The sequence below is a fragment of the Paraburkholderia sp. genome (assembly GCF_036488505.1).
Lineage (GTDB): Bacteria > Pseudomonadota > Gammaproteobacteria > Burkholderiales > Burkholderiaceae > Paraburkholderia.
Map to the genome: position 1 here is coordinate 1 of NZ_DASXHN010000290.1, position 15,428 is coordinate 15,428.

Annotated in this window: 13 protein-coding genes; 5 read left to right on the top strand and 8 right to left on the bottom strand. The window is 65.0% G+C overall.

Annotated features, from left to right (window positions below):
* Positions 1-2,649: DUF3683 domain-containing protein (locus VGH68_RS17365; protein WP_331604893.1), on the bottom strand; the 2,649-nt coding region annotated here is incomplete at its 3' end.
* A 537-nt stretch (positions 2,650-3,186) separates the two neighbouring features.
* Here VGH68_RS17365 and ilvA point away from each other — a divergent pair.
* From ilvA to queF, 3 genes are read left to right on the top strand one after another with little or no spacing between them, the layout of a single operon-like run.
* Complete coding sequence (gene ilvA / locus VGH68_RS17370; protein WP_331604894.1) at positions 3,187-4,710, top strand: threonine ammonia-lyase, biosynthetic; 1,524 nt, start codon at positions 3,187-3,189, stop codon at positions 4,708-4,710.
* 23 nt (positions 4,711-4,733) lie between these two features.
* Positions 4,734-5,636, top strand: a complete 903-nt coding sequence (locus VGH68_RS17375) for a 5'-nucleotidase (RefSeq protein WP_331604895.1) — start codon at positions 4,734-4,736, stop codon at positions 5,634-5,636.
* Positions 5,633-6,457, top strand: coding sequence for an NADPH-dependent 7-cyano-7-deazaguanine reductase QueF (gene queF / locus VGH68_RS17380; RefSeq protein WP_331604896.1), 825 nt, complete (start codon positions 5,633-5,635; stop codon positions 6,455-6,457). The genes VGH68_RS17375 and queF overlap by 4 nt, the downstream gene beginning before the upstream one ends.
* A gap of 81 nt (positions 6,458-6,538) precedes the next feature.
* On the opposite strand, the gene VGH68_RS17385 is transcribed toward queF, so the two are convergent.
* The 3 genes from VGH68_RS17385 to VGH68_RS17395 form a co-directional block, all read right to left on the bottom strand.
* Positions 6,539-6,925, bottom strand: a complete 387-nt coding sequence (locus VGH68_RS17385) for a RidA family protein (protein ID WP_008923846.1) — start codon at positions 6,923-6,925, stop codon at positions 6,539-6,541.
* 74 nt (positions 6,926-6,999) lie between these two features.
* Positions 7,000-8,481, bottom strand: coding sequence for a D-aminoacylase (locus VGH68_RS17390; protein WP_331604897.1), 1,482 nt, complete (start codon positions 8,479-8,481; stop codon positions 7,000-7,002).
* Positions 8,482-8,484: 3 nt separating this feature from the next.
* Positions 8,485-9,375 (bottom strand): MurR/RpiR family transcriptional regulator, encoded by an 891-nt coding sequence (locus tag VGH68_RS17395; RefSeq protein ID WP_331604898.1) that lies wholly within the window; start codon positions 9,373-9,375, stop codon positions 8,485-8,487.
* 153 nt (positions 9,376-9,528) lie between these two features.
* Between VGH68_RS17395 and VGH68_RS17400 the strand changes: the two genes are divergently transcribed.
* On the top strand, positions 9,529-10,806 hold the full coding sequence (locus tag VGH68_RS17400) for an amino acid deaminase (RefSeq protein WP_331604899.1): 1,278 nt from the start codon (positions 9,529-9,531) through the stop codon (positions 10,804-10,806).
* A 101-nt stretch (positions 10,807-10,907) separates the two neighbouring features.
* On the opposite strand, the gene VGH68_RS17405 is transcribed toward VGH68_RS17400, so the two are convergent.
* On the bottom strand, positions 10,908-11,402 hold the full coding sequence (locus tag VGH68_RS17405) for a MarR family winged helix-turn-helix transcriptional regulator (RefSeq protein WP_331604900.1): 495 nt from the start codon (positions 11,400-11,402) through the stop codon (positions 10,908-10,910).
* A gap of 30 nt (positions 11,403-11,432) precedes the next feature.
* Entirely contained in the window at positions 11,433-13,028 is a 1,596-nt protein-coding gene (locus VGH68_RS17410) for an MDR family MFS transporter (RefSeq protein ID WP_331604901.1), read from the bottom strand.
* A 141-nt stretch (positions 13,029-13,169) separates the two neighbouring features.
* On the opposite strand from VGH68_RS17410, the gene VGH68_RS17415 reads away from it, so the two are divergent.
* Complete coding sequence (locus tag VGH68_RS17415) at positions 13,170-14,009, top strand: EcsC family protein (protein WP_331604902.1); 840 nt, start codon at positions 13,170-13,172, stop codon at positions 14,007-14,009.
* Here VGH68_RS17415 and VGH68_RS17420 read toward each other — a convergent pair.
* Entirely contained in the window at positions 13,976-14,956 is a 981-nt protein-coding gene (locus VGH68_RS17420) for an alpha/beta hydrolase (protein ID WP_331604903.1), read from the bottom strand. The genes VGH68_RS17415 and VGH68_RS17420 overlap by 34 nt on opposite strands.
* Positions 14,957-15,274: 318 nt before the next feature.
* The coding region (locus tag VGH68_RS17425) for a CHRD domain-containing protein (protein WP_331604904.1) at positions 15,275-15,428 on the bottom strand (154 nt) is incomplete at its 5' end.

The following is a 15,428-nucleotide window of genomic DNA, read 5'->3' on the forward strand; positions in this document are numbered from 1 at the left end:
CTTGTTGCGCGGGCTGTACAGCAGGTTCGCGCGCGGCACGTGGGTCGCGCAGACCGGCTTGCACTTGCCGCAGCGCAAGCAGTCCTTGATCGACTCGGAAATCGCGCCGATGTCGGACTGTTGCATGATCAGCGATTCGTACCCCATCAGGCCGAAGCTTGGCGTATACGCGTTGCGCAGATCGGCGCCCTCGAGCAGCTTGCCCGCGTTGAAGCGGCCATGCGGATCGACGCGCTGCTTGTACGCGCGGAACTCGCCGATTTCGTCATCCGTCAGGAATTCGAGCTTCGTAATGCCGATGCCATGCTCGCCGGAAATCACGCCATCGAGCGAACGCGCGAGCCGCATGATGCGCGCGACCGCCGTATGCGCGTCCTGCAGCATCTCGTAGTTGTCGGAGTTGACCGGCAAGTTCGTGTGCACGTTGCCGTCGCCCGCGTGCATATGCAGCGCGACGAACACGCGGCCGCGCAGCACCCGCTTGTGGATCGCCTGAGCTTCTTCGAGGATCGGCTTGAATTCGCCGCCGTTGAAAATCTGCCGCAGTTCAGCGCGGATTTCCTGCTTCCAGGACACGCGGATCGTGCGGTCCTGCGCGAGATGGAATACGGTCGCGTCAGCTTGCGCGTCGACGCGGTCGGCGAATTTCTCGGCGAGCGATTCATAGCCCAGGCCGACCAGATAGTGCTGCGCCTCGCGCAACGACAGATCGAGCTTGTCGCGCAGGAATTCCCAGCGCGTGCGCACCCGCGCGAGCAGATCGAGCGCCTGTTGCACGCGGTCTTCGAGCAGCTCGGCGCTCGGGATTTCGTTCGCGTCGTCGCTCTTGCCGAGCGGCAGCTTGCCAGCCTTGAAGAACGCCTCGAGCGCGTCGACCAGTTGCAACTTATTCTTGATCGACAGCTCGATATTGATGCGCTCGATGCCGTCCGTGTACTCGCCCATCCGGTCGAGTGGGATCACGACGTCTTCGTTGATCTTGAACGCGTTGGTGTGCTTCGCGATCGCGGCCGTGCGGCTGCGGTCGAGCCAGAAGCGCTTGCGCGCCTCGGCGCTGACCGCAACGAAGCCCTCGCCGCTCTTGCCGTTGGCCATGCGCACCACTTCCGAGGTGGCCTGCGCGACCGCGTCCGCGTCGTTGCCGACGATGTCGCCAATCAGCACCATCTTTGGAAACGCGTTGCGCTTGCTCTTGGTCGCATAGCCGACCGCCCGGAGATAGCGTTCGTCCAGATGCTCGAGGCCCGCGAGCACCGCGCCGCCCTGGCGCGACGTTTCGAAGAGGTAGTCCTTGATCTCGACGATGCTCGGAATCGCCTCACGCGCCTGACCAAAAAACTCCAGACACACGGTGCGCGTATGCGCGGGCATCTTGTGCAGCACCCAGCGCGCGGACGTGATCAGCCCGTCGCAGCCTTCCTTCTGCACGCCCGGCAAGCCGGCGAGGAATTTGTCGGTGACGTCCTTGCCAAGGCCTTCCTTGCGGAACACGCGGCCTTTGATATCCAGCGACTCCTCGCGCAACAGCTTCTCGCCCGGCGCGTAGTTGCCGTCGAACCATTTCAGTTCGAAGCGCGCAACTTCGATGTCGTGGATCTTGCCCATGTTGTGGTCGAGACGCGTGACTTCGAGCCAGTTCCCTTCCGGGTCGACCATGCGCCACCACGCGAGGTTATCGAGCGCGGTGCCCCACAGCACCGCCTTCTTGCCGCCCGCGTTCATCGCGATATTGCCGCCCACACACGAGGCGTCGAGCGAGGTCGGATCGACCGCGAACACGAAGCCGGCCTGCTCGGCCGCCTCGGTCACGCGGCGCGTGACGACCCCCGCACCGGAGAAGATCGTCGCGACCTTCCGATCGACGCCCGGCAGTTCAGTCATCTCGACCGCGCCGAGCTGTTCGAGCTTTTCGGTATTGAGCACCGCCGAGAACGGCGTGAGCGGCACCGCGCCGCCCGTGTAACCGGTGCCGCCGCCACGCGGGATCACGGTGAGGCCCAGCTCGAAGCAGGCCTTGATCAGCCCGGCGATCTCCGCCTCGGTATCGGGCGTCAGCACGACGAACGGATACTCGACGCGCCAATCGGTCGCGTCTGTCACATGGGAGACCCGCGACAGCCCGTCGAACTTGATGTTGTCTTTTTCGGTGACCTTGCCGAGCACGCGGGTCGCGCGGCGGCGCAGATCATAGGTTTTCTGGAATTCGCTCGCGAATTCGTCGATCGCGCGGCGTGCGGCCTGCACCAGCGTCTCGACGCGCACGGCGCGCTCGATGCCGGCTTCGTCGCCGTGGTCGCGCAGATCGGCGCGACGGCGCTTCTCGATTTCGGCAAGGCGGTGATGCAGCGCCTCGATCAGCATCGCGCGGCGCTTCGGATTGTCGAGCAGGTCGTCCTGCAGATACGGATTGCGGCGGACCACCCAGATGTCGCCGAGCACTTCGTACAGCATCCGCGCGGAGCGGCCGGTGCGGCGTTCCGCGCGCAACTCGGCGAGCGCGTCCCACGCGTCGGTGCCGAGCAGACGGATGACGATTTCGCGATCCGAAAACGATGTGTAGTTATAGGGAATTTCGCGCAGGCGCGCTTCGGGATCGGCGGCCACCGCAGCGGCGGCGCCGTGCGGATCGAAAACTTGAGGTGCGTTCATGTTTTGGACGACTCTGTAGGTCAACCGGGCGCGCTCGTCGCGAGGCGCAGGCTGACGATGCGCGTGGGGCGCAATGTCTGGAAATTCTTCTAGGGGAGCGAAACGGCCGCCGGTGGAACCACGTCGAACGTTTCGCGGCACTCAGATGCAGCTACACGATCGTGCGTGACGGACATGACGCTCCGCCGCGGGACGAGATTCGCGCGAGACGGGCATCAGGTGGGCGCTCCGAGGCTGCCAGTGCATCTTCCGATCCTTGTTCCAAAACGAAATTCTACCGCATCATGCTGCGTTGCGTTGATGGCGGAAGTGCGAACGGCAGCGGGGATTCCGGCGTTTTTCTCGTGACTCGGGAGGAGTTTAGCGATCGCGCTATATACCGACCGGACGGTCGAATGAGCTCCGATCGAAGCAACACGAAACGGTCGTGCGAGCCAAGCCACCCGGCCTCGACGCAACGCCGGGTAAGGCCAGAGTGCGCACCGTTGGCGCTATCATGACGCTTTCCCGTCTCATATGGCGCAGCGCGTCACCCGCATGGCTTCCCACGACTACCTGAAAAAGACCCTGACCGCGCGCGTCTACGACGTGGCGCGCGAGACCGAACTCGAACGCGCGCCGAACCTGTCGGCGCGCTTGCGCAATCCGGTTTATCTGAAGCGCGAGGACAACCAGCCGGTGTTCTCGTTCAAGCTGCGCGGCGCTTACAACAAGATGGCGCATATTCCGGCCGATGCTCTGGGACGTGGAGTGATTACCGCGTCGGCGGGCAATCACGCGCAAGGCGTCGCGCTATCGGCGGCCCGCCTGGGGGTCAAGGCGATCATCGTCGTGCCGGTGACGACGCCGCAGGTGAAGGTCGACGCAATCCGCACCCACGGCGGCCCGACCGTCGAGGTCGTGCAGTCCGGCGAATCGTATAGCGATGCGTACACGCATGCGGTGACGTTGCAGCAGGAGCGCGGGCTGACCTTCGTGCATCCGTTCGACGACCCGTACGTGATCGCGGGCCAGGGCACCGTCGCGATGGAAATTCTGAGCCAGCACCAGGGACCGATTCACGCGATCTTCGTGCCGATCGGCGGTGGCGGTCTCGCGGCGGGTGTGGCCGCGTACGTGAAAGCGGTGCGCCCCGAGATCAGGGTGATCGGCGTGCAGACCGACGATTCGTGCGCAATGGCCGCGTCGCTGAAAGCGGGCGAGCGCGTGACGCTCAACGAAGTGGGGCTGTTCTCCGACGGCACCGCGGTAAAGCTGGTCGGCGAGGAAACCTTCCGGCTGTGCAGCGAATATCTCGATGAAGTGCTGCTCGTGAATACCGATGCGCTGTGCGCCGCCATCAAGGACGTGTTCCAGGACACGCGCAGCGTGCTCGAACCCGCGGGCTCGCTCGCGGTGGCCGGAGCGAAGCAGTATGCGGAGCGCGAGGGCATCGAGAACCAGACGCTGATCGCGGTCACCTCGGGCGCGAATATGAACTTCGACCGCATGCGCTTCGTCGCCGAACGCGCGGAAGTCGGTGAAGCGCGCGAGGCGGTGTTCGCGGTCACGATCCCCGAAGAGCGCGGCAGCTTCAGGCGCTTTTGCGAACTGGTCGGCACGCGCAGCGTCACCGAATTCAACTACCGGATCGCGGATGCGAATTCTGCGCATATCTTCGTCGGCGTGCAGATCAGGAATCGCAGCGAGTCCGCGCAGATCGCGGGCGCCTTCGAAGCACACGGTTTCGCGACCGTCGACCTGACCTTCGATGAACTGTCGAAGCAGCACATCCGTTATATGGTCGGTGGCCGTTCGCCGCTCGCGCACGATGAGCGTCTGTTCCGCTTCGAGTTTCCGGAGCGGCCGGGCGCACTGATGAAATTTCTGTCGTCGATGGCGCCGAACTGGAACATCAGCCTGTTCCACTACCGCAATCAGGGCGCCGATTACAGCTCGATCCTCGTCGGTATTCAGGTGCCCGAAAACGACAACGACGCATTCGACCGCTTTATCGAGACGCTGGGCTACCCGTGCTGGGAAGAGACGAAAAACCCCGTGTACCGCCTTTTCCTCGCCTGATTCCTCCGAACCGGAACGCACCGATGGCGCTTTCGCTTGCCGACAAACTGGTGGTCGCAATCTCGTCGCGTGCGCTGTTCGACTTCGAGGAGGAGAACGGCGTCTACGAGGCGGGCGACCTGCGCGCGTACGAAACGTTGCAGCGCGAACGGCTGCACGTGCCCGCAAAACCCGGCGTCGCGTTTCCGCTGATCCGCAAGCTGCTCGCGCTGAACGCCGCCGGCCATCGGGTCGAAGTCGTGATCCTGTCGCGCAGCGATCCGATCAGCGGCCTGCGCGCATTTCATTCGTGCCGCGAGCACGGCCTGACGATCGAGCGAGGCGTGTTCACGCGCGGGCGCGCGCCGTTCGGTTATCTGAAGCCGCTCAATGCGTCGCTGTTTCTGTCGGCGAACCAGCAGGACGTGCGCGACGCGCTCGCCGCCGGTTTTCCGGCCGCACGCGTGTTGCCGGAATCGGCGAAAATGGCGAGCAAGTACCCGGACGAAATCCGCATCGCGTTCGACGGCGACGCCGTCCTGTTTTCCGACGAAGCCGAACGCATTTTCCAGCAGGACGGCCTGCGCGCGTTCGTCGGTCACGAGATCGACAACAAGCACCTGCCGCTCGCGGACGGGCCGCTGAAGCCGCTGCTCGAGGCGCTGCACCGGCTGCAAAAGCTCGCGGACGCTGCCGCGCCGATGCGGATTCGCACGGCACTGGTGACGGCCCGCTCGGCGCCCGCGCATGAGCGCGCGATCCGCACCCTGATGGCGTGGAATATCGAAATCGACGAAGCGATGTTCCTCGGCGGCCTCGACAAGAGCGCATTCCTGCGCGAGTTCGAGCCGGACTTTTTCTTCGACGACCAGCTTGGCCACTGCGAATCGGCCCGCGTCGTGACGGCGACCGGGCATGTGATGAGTGGCATCGTGAACGCATCATGACACCCGAACAATCCCCGCTGGGTAAGTCCTCGACTTACACCGAACAATACGACCCCTCGCTGCTGTTTCCGATTGCGCGCGTCAATGCGCGCAAGGCGATCGGCATCGGCGCGCGCCTGCCGTTTTTCGGCACCGACATCTGGAACGCGTACGAGCTGTCGTGGCTGAATGCACGCGGCAAGCCGCAGATCGCGGTCGCGACGTTCATCGTGCCGGCCGACTCGCCGAATATCGTCGAGTCGAAGTCGTTCAAGCTGTATCTCGGCTCGTTTGCGCAGACGGCTTTCGAATCGACTGAAAGCGTGCGCGATACGATCAGGCGTGACGTGTCCGCATCGTGCGGCGCGACGGTGTCGATTCATCTCGCGACCCCGCACGAATTCGGCAAGCTGCGGATGGAAGAATTCGACGGCTTGTCGCTGGACCGGCTCGATCTGGAAGCCAGTGTGTACCAACCGGACGCGTCGCTGCTGAGCGCCGCCCACGACGAAGCGCCGGTCGAGGAAACGCTGGTCTCGAACCTGCTGAAATCGAACTGCCCGGTGACAGGCCAGCCCGACTGGGGCAGCGTGCAGATTCACTATGCCGGCCCGCAGATCGATCACGCGGGGCTGCTGCGCTACATCATCTCGTACCGTAATCACACGGGCTTTCACGAGCAGTGCGTCGAACGGATCTTTGTCGACATCATGAAAGTCTGCAAGCCGATGAAGCTCGCGGTGTACGCGCGCTACACGCGACGCGGCGGGCTCGATATCAATCCGTTTCGCACCAACTACAACCTGCCGTTGCCGGACAACATGCGGCTCGCGCGCCAGTAAGACAGCGGTAAACGCGCGAGGGGCGCCGCGGGCCATCACAGCCCGCGGCGCCCCCGGCGCGTGAAAGCCCGCTCAGCTAGCTCAGGCCGCCGGCTTCTTGTAAGCGACGCAATCCACCTCGACCTTGCAGTCGATCACCATCGACGACACCACGCACGCACGTGCCGGCGGGTTCTCGCCGAAGTACTCGCGGAACACCTTGTTGAACGACGCGAAGTCGCGCGGATCGTCGAGCCACACGCCGCAGCGCACGACGTGCTCAGCGCCGTAACCGGCTTCCTTCAGGATCGCGAACACGTTCTGGATCGCCTTGTGCGATTGCTCGACGATGCCGCCGTTGATCACCTCGCCATTTTCCATCGGCGTCTGGCCCGACACGAACAGCCAGCCGTCCGCCTCGACCGCACGCGCGAACGGCATCACCTGACCGCCCGTACCTTTTCCGCCTTCAACGCCATATCGCTTCATCGTCACACTCCTTAAAAGTCGGGCACGTCCGCGGCGCCCTCGCCGCGCGTGCCGCCATCAATCGATCGAAAAAATCAGAACCCGCCGTGCGCGTCGCCTTTCGACGGCGCGCCGCGCGCGACGAACCGGCCGGCCCGCTCGCCCGTCACCGCGCCGTCGCGATACGACAACACGCCGTTGACCCACACCGCGTCGATGCCGGCCGCCGGCTGCTGCGGCTTGTCGAACGTCGCGACGTCGAGCACCTTTGCCGGGTCGAACAGCACCAGATCAGCGTGATAGCCGACCTGCACCTCGCCGCGCTGCGCGAGACCGAAGCGGCGCGCCGACAGGCTCGTCATCTTGCGCACCGCCTCTTCGAGCGGCAGCAAGCCCGCGTCGCGCACATAGTGGCCCAGCACGCGCGGAAACGCGCCCCACAGCCGCGGATGCGGCAGCGGATCATTCGGCAGCCCGTCCGAGCCCACCATCGTCGCCGGATGCGACAAAATGCGCCGCACGTCGTCCTCGGACATGTTGTGGTACACCGCACCCGCCGGTTGCAGGCGCTTACCCGCTTCCTGCTGCGACACGCCCCACTCGGCCGCGACTTGCTTGATCAGCTTGCCGGCCATTTCCGGATGCGGCTCCGACCACGTGATCGTGATGTCGATGTCGCCGGTCACCTGCTTGAGGTCCAGCGTCGACGAGCTGCGGTTGTACGGATAGCAGTCGCAACCGACCGGCTGCGTGCCGCGCGCACCTTCGAGCGAGCTCAGCACCTCGACACTGCGGCCCCAGTTCGACGGCCCCGCGCACTTCAGATGCGAGATCACGACCGGCACGCGCGCATGGCGGCCGACGCGGTACGCCTCGTCCATCGCGTCGAGAATCGCGTCGAATTCGGTTCGCATATGCGTGGTGTACAGCGCGCCCGCGGCGGCGAGCGGCTCGGCGAGCGCCATCACTTCCTCGGTCGGCGCGGAAAACGCCGAACCGTACGCGAGCCCCGAGCTGAGACCCAGTGCGCCGTGCGACAGCGCTTCTTCCAACTGCGCGCACATGCGTTCGATTTCCTGCGCAGTCGCCGCGCGATCGAGCCGGTCCATCTGGTTGTTGCGCAATGCCGTGTGGCCGATCAGCGCGCCGACGTTGACCGCCGGGCGCGCGGCGTTCACTGCGTTCACGTAATCGGCGAAGCTCGGGTACTGGAACGCGTCGCGCTCGCCGAGCAGATTCATCGGATCGGGCGGATCGCCTTTGAGCGACACCGGCGACGCACTGATGCCGCAATTCCCGACGATCACCGTCGTGACTCCCTGGGTAATCTTCGGCAGCATCTGCGGCGCGCGGATCACGTGGGTGTCGTCATGCGTATGAACATCGATAAAGCCCGGCGCAAGCGCGCAGCCGTCGGCTTCGATCACCTCTTCGGCGAGCCAGTTCGACAGATTGCCGATCGCGGCGATGCGCCCGTCGCGGATCGCGACGTCGCGCTCGACGGGCGGTGCGCCGGTGCCGTCATACAGCTGCGCGCCGACGATCAGCGTGTCGGCGGCTTCGGGGTGCGAATGCATGGATCAGTCTCCTAACGGTTGTCGATCGCCGCCGCCACGGTGTGCGTCGAGCGCGTGCTTCATGCGGCGCAGCAATTCGCGGCTTTCGTCGCCCTGGCTGACGGCAAGTTCGGTGACGAGTACATCGAGCGCCATCATCATCGCGTAACGGGATGATGACGGCTTGTAGATAAAGTCCGTTTCGAACGCGACGATCGGAATCACCCAGTCGGCGAGTCTCGCCAGAGGCGACGCGGGCGCGGTCAATGCCACCACGGTCGCGCCATAGCTGCGCGCGATCTTGCAATTCTCGACCATCTCGGGTACGCGGCCGGTGGTGGATAGCGCGACCACCACGCACTCGCGCGACACGGTGCTCGCGACCATCCGCTGCAACAGCCCGTCCTGATAGGTTGCAACCGGCCGGCCGAGACGCACCAGGCGAAAGCGCATTTCGTCGGCGAGCGCGGTCGAGCCGCCGCCCATCCCGAACACGTAGATCATCCGCGCGGCGAGTAAGGCGGCGGCGGCCTCCGCAAGCGGCGCCTGACGCAGCAACTGGTGGTTGTGCGCAAGCGCGGTTTGCAACTCGTCGAATACGCGCGTCGCGATCGGCTCGGGGGCATCGCGTGCTCCGTTGCGCTCGAGAAAGCGCTGACCGACCGCCGCCGCCTGCGCGAGCCGCAGCTTCAGTTCGCGCACGTCGCGGCAGCCGACCGCCTTCGCGAAACGAGTGACCGTGGCGATACTGACCTCGGCCTGCTGCGCCAACGCGCCGATGCTCGCGCGCGACGCGCCGGTGAGATCGTCGAGGATCAGCGCGGCAACCTTGCGTTCGGCCGAGCGCAACTCCGGCGCGCATTCGGCAATGCGCGCGACGATGTCGAAATCGAGCGGTTCGGCGCTACGGTTCATGGCGGGCTGTGGGCCTTCCGGCGGGGCCGCGCGGGTGGCCGGAAAGCGCCGCGAAAGCCGTGGTATTAAATAACATTTCTCCAGACATCGTACTTTCGGTAACATAGGAAAGTCAAATCTGCTGCATTTAACCGGTCGATGGAGCGCGGAGACATGAAAGTTACAAACTATCAGGGAGCGACGATTGATCCTTATAGCAAGGGCTTGGGCATCGTTCCGGGCGCCAGCATCCAGTTGACGGACGCGGCGCGCCTCGAGTGGAACCTGCTCGACGAGGACGTGAGCCTGCCGGCCGCGGTGCTGTACGCGGATCGTGTCGAGCACAACCTGAAGTGGATGCAGGCATTCGTCGCCGAATACGGCGTCAAGCTCGCGCCGCATGGCAAGACCACGATGGCGCCGCAGCTGTTCCGCCGCCAGCTCGAAACCGGCGCGTGGGGCATCACGCTCGCCACCGCACACCAGGTGCGCGCCGCTTACCACGGCGGCGTATCACGCGTGCTGATGGCCAACCAGCTGGTGGGCCGCCGCAACATGACGATAATCGCCGAATTGCTGAGCGATCCGGAGTTCGAGTTCTTCTGCCTGGTGGATTCGGCCGAAGGCGTCGAACAGCTCGGCGAATTTTTCACGGCGGTGAAGAAGCCGCTACAGGTGCTGCTCGAACTCGGCGTGCCCGGCGGGCGCACTGGCGTGCGCGACGAAGCGCAGCGCGATGCGGTGCTCGACGCGATCGCGCGCTATCCAGATGTGCTGAAGCTCGCCGGCGTCGAGTTGTACGAGGGGGTGCTGAAGGAAGAACACGAGGTGCGCGCGTTTCTGCAACGCGCGGTCGCGCTCACGCGTGAGCTGGTCGACGGGGGGCGCTTCGCGCGTTCGCCGGCGGTGCTGTCCGGCGCGGGGTCGGCGTGGTACGACGTGGTCGCGGAAGAATTCGCGCAAGCGACCGAAGCTGGCAAGGTCGAGGTCGTGCTGCGCCCCGGCTGCTATCTGACCCACGACGTTGGTATCTATCGCAAAGCACAGACAGACATCTTCAAGCGCAATCCGGTCGCGAAGAAAATGGGCGAAGGGCTGCTGCCGGCATTGCAATTATGGGCGTACGTGCAGTCGATTCCCGAGCCCGATCGCGCGATCATCGGTCTGGGCAAGCGCGACTCCGCGTTCGACGCGGGGATGCCGGAGCCGGCCCGCCACTACCGTCCGGGCACCGACGCGCCGCGCGATATCGCCGCGAGCGAGGGTTGGGAAATTTTCGGCCTGATGGACCAGCACGCGTATCTGCGGATTCCCGCGGGTGTCGATCTGAAGGTGGGCGACATGATCGCGTTCGACATTTCGCACCCGTGCCTGACCTTCGATAAATGGCGTCAGGTGCTGGTCGTCGATCCGCAGTATCGCGTGAAGGAAGTGATCGAGACGTTCTTCTGATAAGAACGCGCTTTTCTTGACGCGCGAGGTGTAAAAAAACGGCGGAGAGCCATTGGCTCCCCGCCGTTTTTTATTGCCGCGCGCGCAATACGCGGCGCGAATCAGGTGCGCGGCGCAGCGTCATCGCTCGCCGCTTGCGGCGCTGCCACGGCGGCGCCGCTCGTGGCGACCGCCACTTCGCTGATCCGCGCCTCGAGCATCTTCAGCGCGCTCGACAGCGCGCCCAACGCTTCGTCCGGCAATCCCGCCATCGTGTCGTGCAAAAACGCGTTGCGGCGCGGCAGGCTTTCCTCCGTCGCCGCCCGTCCCACCTCGGTGAGGCGCACGTTGGTCACGCGGTTATCGCGCGTATCCATGCTGCGCGCAATCCAACCCATCCCTTCGAGCGCCTTCAACTGCCGCGTGAGCGCGCCCGGGTCGACGCGCAACCGCTCGACGAGCCGCTTCTGCGACGACTCGCCGCCCTGGTCGTGCAGCGCCAGGAGAATCCGCCAGCGCGGCAGCGGATGGCCCACCTGAGCCTCGAATGCCGACATGAATGTGCGGTACGTGCGGCCGAATTGCTGCATCACCGCGACGCGGTCCTGTTCTTCCATGATCCTTCCGTCAAACATCAAGTCCCAAGATCAGTCCGCGTGAATCACCGGTTCGAGCTTGCGCTGCAGCTTGATCGGCGGCACACGGCGACATTGCCATACCGATACGACAGCGATCACCGCGGCCATCGCGATACCCAGGTGAATCGCGCCGACCAGCGCCTCGCGCGCGCTTTCGAGCAGCATCGCGCCGTCATGTCCGGCGTGCGTCAACTGGTTGACGAGCGTGGTCTGCGCATCGCGGTTGATCAGGATCTGCGGATCACCGAGATCGGCGAACCAGTGCGACGCGTCCGCGTTTTCCAGCGCACCTTGCACGCCGCTGCGGTACATGTGGGTGACGAGCGTGCCGGTCAGCGCCGTGCCGAGCATGCCGCCGATCATCCGCAGCGACTGCAACAGCGCGGTCGCGATACCGAGGTGTTCGCGACCGGCCGTTTGCTGCGCGAAGATGGTCAGGTTCGGCATCACGAAGCCGAGCCCCAAGCCGCCGACCACCATGAACGACGTCAGCGCCCAGTGCGGCATCGCGCGGGTGGCAACGACGACGCCCAGGCATGCCAGCGCCATCAGCGCAAAGCCGATGTACAGCATCAGGTTCGGACTTTTCACGCGCGGCACGATACGCCCGTTGGCGATACTGCCGATCGTCATGAACACGACCAGCGGCGTGATGACCAGCCCCGCTTCCTTCGGCGACATCCCGAAGCCGCCCTGAAACAGCAGCGGCGCATAGAACAGCAGCGAGAACATCGTAAAGCCGCCCAGCACAGCCAGCGTGAACAACGCGGCGAGACTGCGGTTGCGGAACATGTCGACCGGCAGAATCGCGGTCGGGCAACGCTTTTCCCACTTCCACAACGAGACGGCCGATGCGACGCTCAGCGCGAGCAGCGCCAAAGCGCTGAGCGTGACGCCGTGCTTCGGCAGCAATTCGACGAACAATTGCAGCGAGCCGAGCGCCACCGCGATCAGCGCCGCCCCTGGCCAGTCGAGCCGCATCTTGCCGCTATGTTCGACGTGCCGCAAATGCGGCAGAAAACGCCAGACGAAAAACAGCGACACCAAGCCGACCGGCAAATTCACGTAGAACACCGAGCGCCAGCCGTAGTACTGGGTGAGAAAGCCGCCCAGCGACGGCCCGATCGCATTCGCGATACCGAACGCGGAACTCATCAGGACCTGCCAACGCAGACGCACGACGGAGTCGGGGAACAGATCGGGAATACATGCAAACGCGGTGCCGACCAGCATGCCGCCGCCAATGCCCTGCAAGCCGCGCGCGAGCACCAGGAACGGCATGCTGTTAGCCGCGCCGCACAGCACCGACGCGCCGGTGAACACGACGATCGACGCGATCACGAACGGTTTGCGCCCGTAATAGTCGCCGAGCCGGCCGAAAATCGGCACGGTGATCACCGAGGTCAGCAAGTAGGAAGTGGCGACCCACGCATACAGTTCGAAGCCGCGGAGTTCGGACACGATGGTTGGCAGCGCGGTGCCGACCACGGTCTGATCGAGCGCGACCAGCATCGCGACGAATGAAACGCCGAGCATCGCCAGCAGGGATTCGCGGAAGGGTAAAACTTGCCCACTCGAATGGTGGGCTGCGGTATGGACAGCCATTATTGATGGAGCAACGGTTGACTTGTCAAAAGATTTCAAATGATAGCACGATGTGGGACTCAAAGCGGCAGGCTCCGACGCATTGTGTGCGCCGGTACACTGAACGGACGCGCTCAAGCCACGACGACATCAGGGAGGCCCATGCAGCCGAGTTCGCTTACAACACCATCTTTAGCGGAGCAGGACCTGAACGCGCTGCGGCGCGCGAAACATCAGCTCGAGAGCCCTGCGCTCGCGATGAAGCTCGCGAGCATCGTCGGCGCGCCGATCGAAAAGCTGCTGTCGCGCATTCCCGCATTCGCCAACGAAAAGGTCGCCGATGCGACGCAGGCGGCACTGCGCAAGTGCCTGTCGATCGCGCTTCGCACACTAGGCCGGCGCAACGACGCGAAGTTGCTCGCGCCCGACAAGCCGAATAACCTGCTGCACAAATTCGCGGTGGCGACCACCGGCGCGGCCGGCGGCGCGTTTGGACTGCTCGCGTTGCCGGTCGAACTGCCGGTCACGACCACGCTGATGTTCCGCTCGATCTGCGATATCGCGCGCAGCGAAGGCGAAGATCTGAGCTCGGTCGAAACCCAGCTGCAATGTCTCACCGTGCTCGGCATGGGCGGCACGTCCAGCGAGGACGACGACGCCGATCTCGGCTATTTCTTCATGCGCGGCGCGCTGGCGCAGGCGGTGTCGAAGGCGTCGTCGGAAATTGCCAGCAAGGGCTTCAGCGCGCACGGCTCGGCGGCACTCCTGCGCCTGCTCAACGCGATCGCCGCGCGCTTTTCGGTGCAGGTCAGCGAACAGATCGCCGCCAAGTCGATTCCAGCGATCGGCGCGGTGCTCGGCGCGATGGTCAATACGGTCTTTATCGACCACTTCCAGCAGGTCGCGCATGGGCATTTCACGGTGCGGCGGCTCGAGCGGCAGTACGGGCAGGCCGCGATCGAGGCCGCCTACCGGACGCTCGACGTCACGCCCGACGCCTGAGCGGCCTGGGTGGCGCGGCTCGTCGCGCGCCGCACGAATGCGGCTGAACGGTCGAGCGCGCGGTTCGCCTCCGGCATGAACGGCGCGAACATCGGCCACACGTGCGGCAGCTTCTGCCACACCTCGCATACACAATCGACTCCCGCGGCGCGCGCGTTGTCTGCGACGCGGCGCGCGTCGTCGAGCAGAACTTCGGTGCTAGCCGCCATCATGAAGAGTGGCGGCAGCCCGTGCAGGTCCGCGTAGACCGGCGACGCGTACGGATGCATGGCCGGCGCGTCGCCGAGATAGAGCTTGGCCGCCCGTTCGATCGCCGCCCCGCAGAACATCGGATCCACGCTGTCGTTGGTGCGCAGGCTCGCGCCGGTCGTCGCGAGATCGGTCCACGGCGAGAACAGCAGACCGCCCGCCGGCATCGGCGCGCCAGCATCGCGCAACGCGACCAGCGTCGCGAGCGCGAGGCCGCCGCCGGCCGAATCGCCCGCAATCACGATCGAGCTGGCTGCGATGCCCATCGCGAGCAACTGGCGATAGGCGGCGGTGGCGTCGTCGAGGGCGGCCGGAAAACGATGCTCGGGCGCGAGGCGATAGTCGAGGGAAAAGAGCCGCGCTTTGGCGCGCGGCGCAAGCGCGAAGGTCAGCGAACGATGGGTGCGCGGCGAGCAGAAGTAGTAGCCGCCGCCGTGACAATAGAGCACCGTGGGCGTCGCATTGTCGGTCGACCCGCCGTCCGGCTCCGCGCTCGCCGGTTCGAGCCATTCTCCGCGCAATGGCGCGTCGCTCTCGCCGTACGTTTCGCGCAGACGCCAGCCGGCCGGCACCCGCGGCGACCACACGCGCTTCGAGGTCAGCGCGCGCGCCCGTTCGACGTCGATATGTGGTTTGAGGGTCTCCGGCCGGAACTGCCTGCGCAAATACCAGCATGCGAGTGCGCTTTGCCAACTCATCGGCACATGCTCCTTCATGGATGTCCGGTCATCGTACGTGCGTTGGTGACCGGCCGGTGGATGGCGGGTTCTAATCGTCGATGGTGGAACGGGTGGATGCCGCCGCGCGTCGGCGATCAGTTGGGCTGACGCACGGAGTTCGCTCGCCGGTTTGGTCCGGAGGTCTCTCTTGTTGGCATCGGGCTGGCATTGCGCGGGTTCGCCCGGGTTTCGCGCTGGCTTCGCGGGTTCGCGTTGGTTTCACATGTCGGCTTCGCGCAGGTTTCGCCCGCAGCCCTGCAGCCCTGCGGCCACCGACGCGAGGCCGTACCTCATTTCCTAGTTCGCCGGCAAGACCTGGCCGCGAATCTCGCCCATCGGGTTCTGCGCGGTATGAATGTTGAAGTACCACTGGCCTGCCATCAGATCGGTGACCTGCGCCTCGGTCAGTTTCGCCGTACCTTTGATCGGGGTCGCCAGCGCGTTTTTCTCG

Coding starts and splice junctions, on each gene's coding strand:
- ilvA (WP_331604894.1), top strand. CDS start 3,187: ATGGCTTCCCACGACTACCTGAAAAAGACCCTGACCGCGCGCGTCTAC.
- VGH68_RS17375 (WP_331604895.1), top strand. CDS start 4,734: ATGGCGCTTTCGCTTGCCGACAAACTGGTGGTCGCAATCTCGTCGCGT.
- queF (WP_331604896.1), top strand. CDS start 5,633: ATGACACCCGAACAATCCCCGCTGGGTAAGTCCTCGACTTACACCGAA.
- VGH68_RS17385 (WP_008923846.1), bottom strand. CDS start 6,925: ATGAAGCGATATGGCGTTGAAGGCGGAAAAGGTACGGGCGGTCAGGTG.
- VGH68_RS17390 (WP_331604897.1), bottom strand. CDS start 8,481: ATGCATTCGCACCCCGAAGCCGCCGACACGCTGATCGTCGGCGCGCAG.
- VGH68_RS17395 (WP_331604898.1), bottom strand. CDS start 9,375: ATGAACCGTAGCGCCGAACCGCTCGATTTCGACATCGTCGCGCGCATT.
- VGH68_RS17400 (WP_331604899.1), top strand. CDS start 9,529: ATGAAAGTTACAAACTATCAGGGAGCGACGATTGATCCTTATAGCAAG.
- VGH68_RS17405 (WP_331604900.1), bottom strand. CDS start 11,402: ATGGAAGAACAGGACCGCGTCGCGGTGATGCAGCAATTCGGCCGCACG.
- VGH68_RS17410 (WP_331604901.1), bottom strand. CDS start 13,028: ATGGCTGTCCATACCGCAGCCCACCATTCGAGTGGGCAAGTTTTACCC.
- VGH68_RS17415 (WP_331604902.1), top strand. CDS start 13,170: ATGCAGCCGAGTTCGCTTACAACACCATCTTTAGCGGAGCAGGACCTG.
- VGH68_RS17420 (WP_331604903.1), bottom strand. CDS start 14,956: ATGAGTTGGCAAAGCGCACTCGCATGCTGGTATTTGCGCAGGCAGTTC.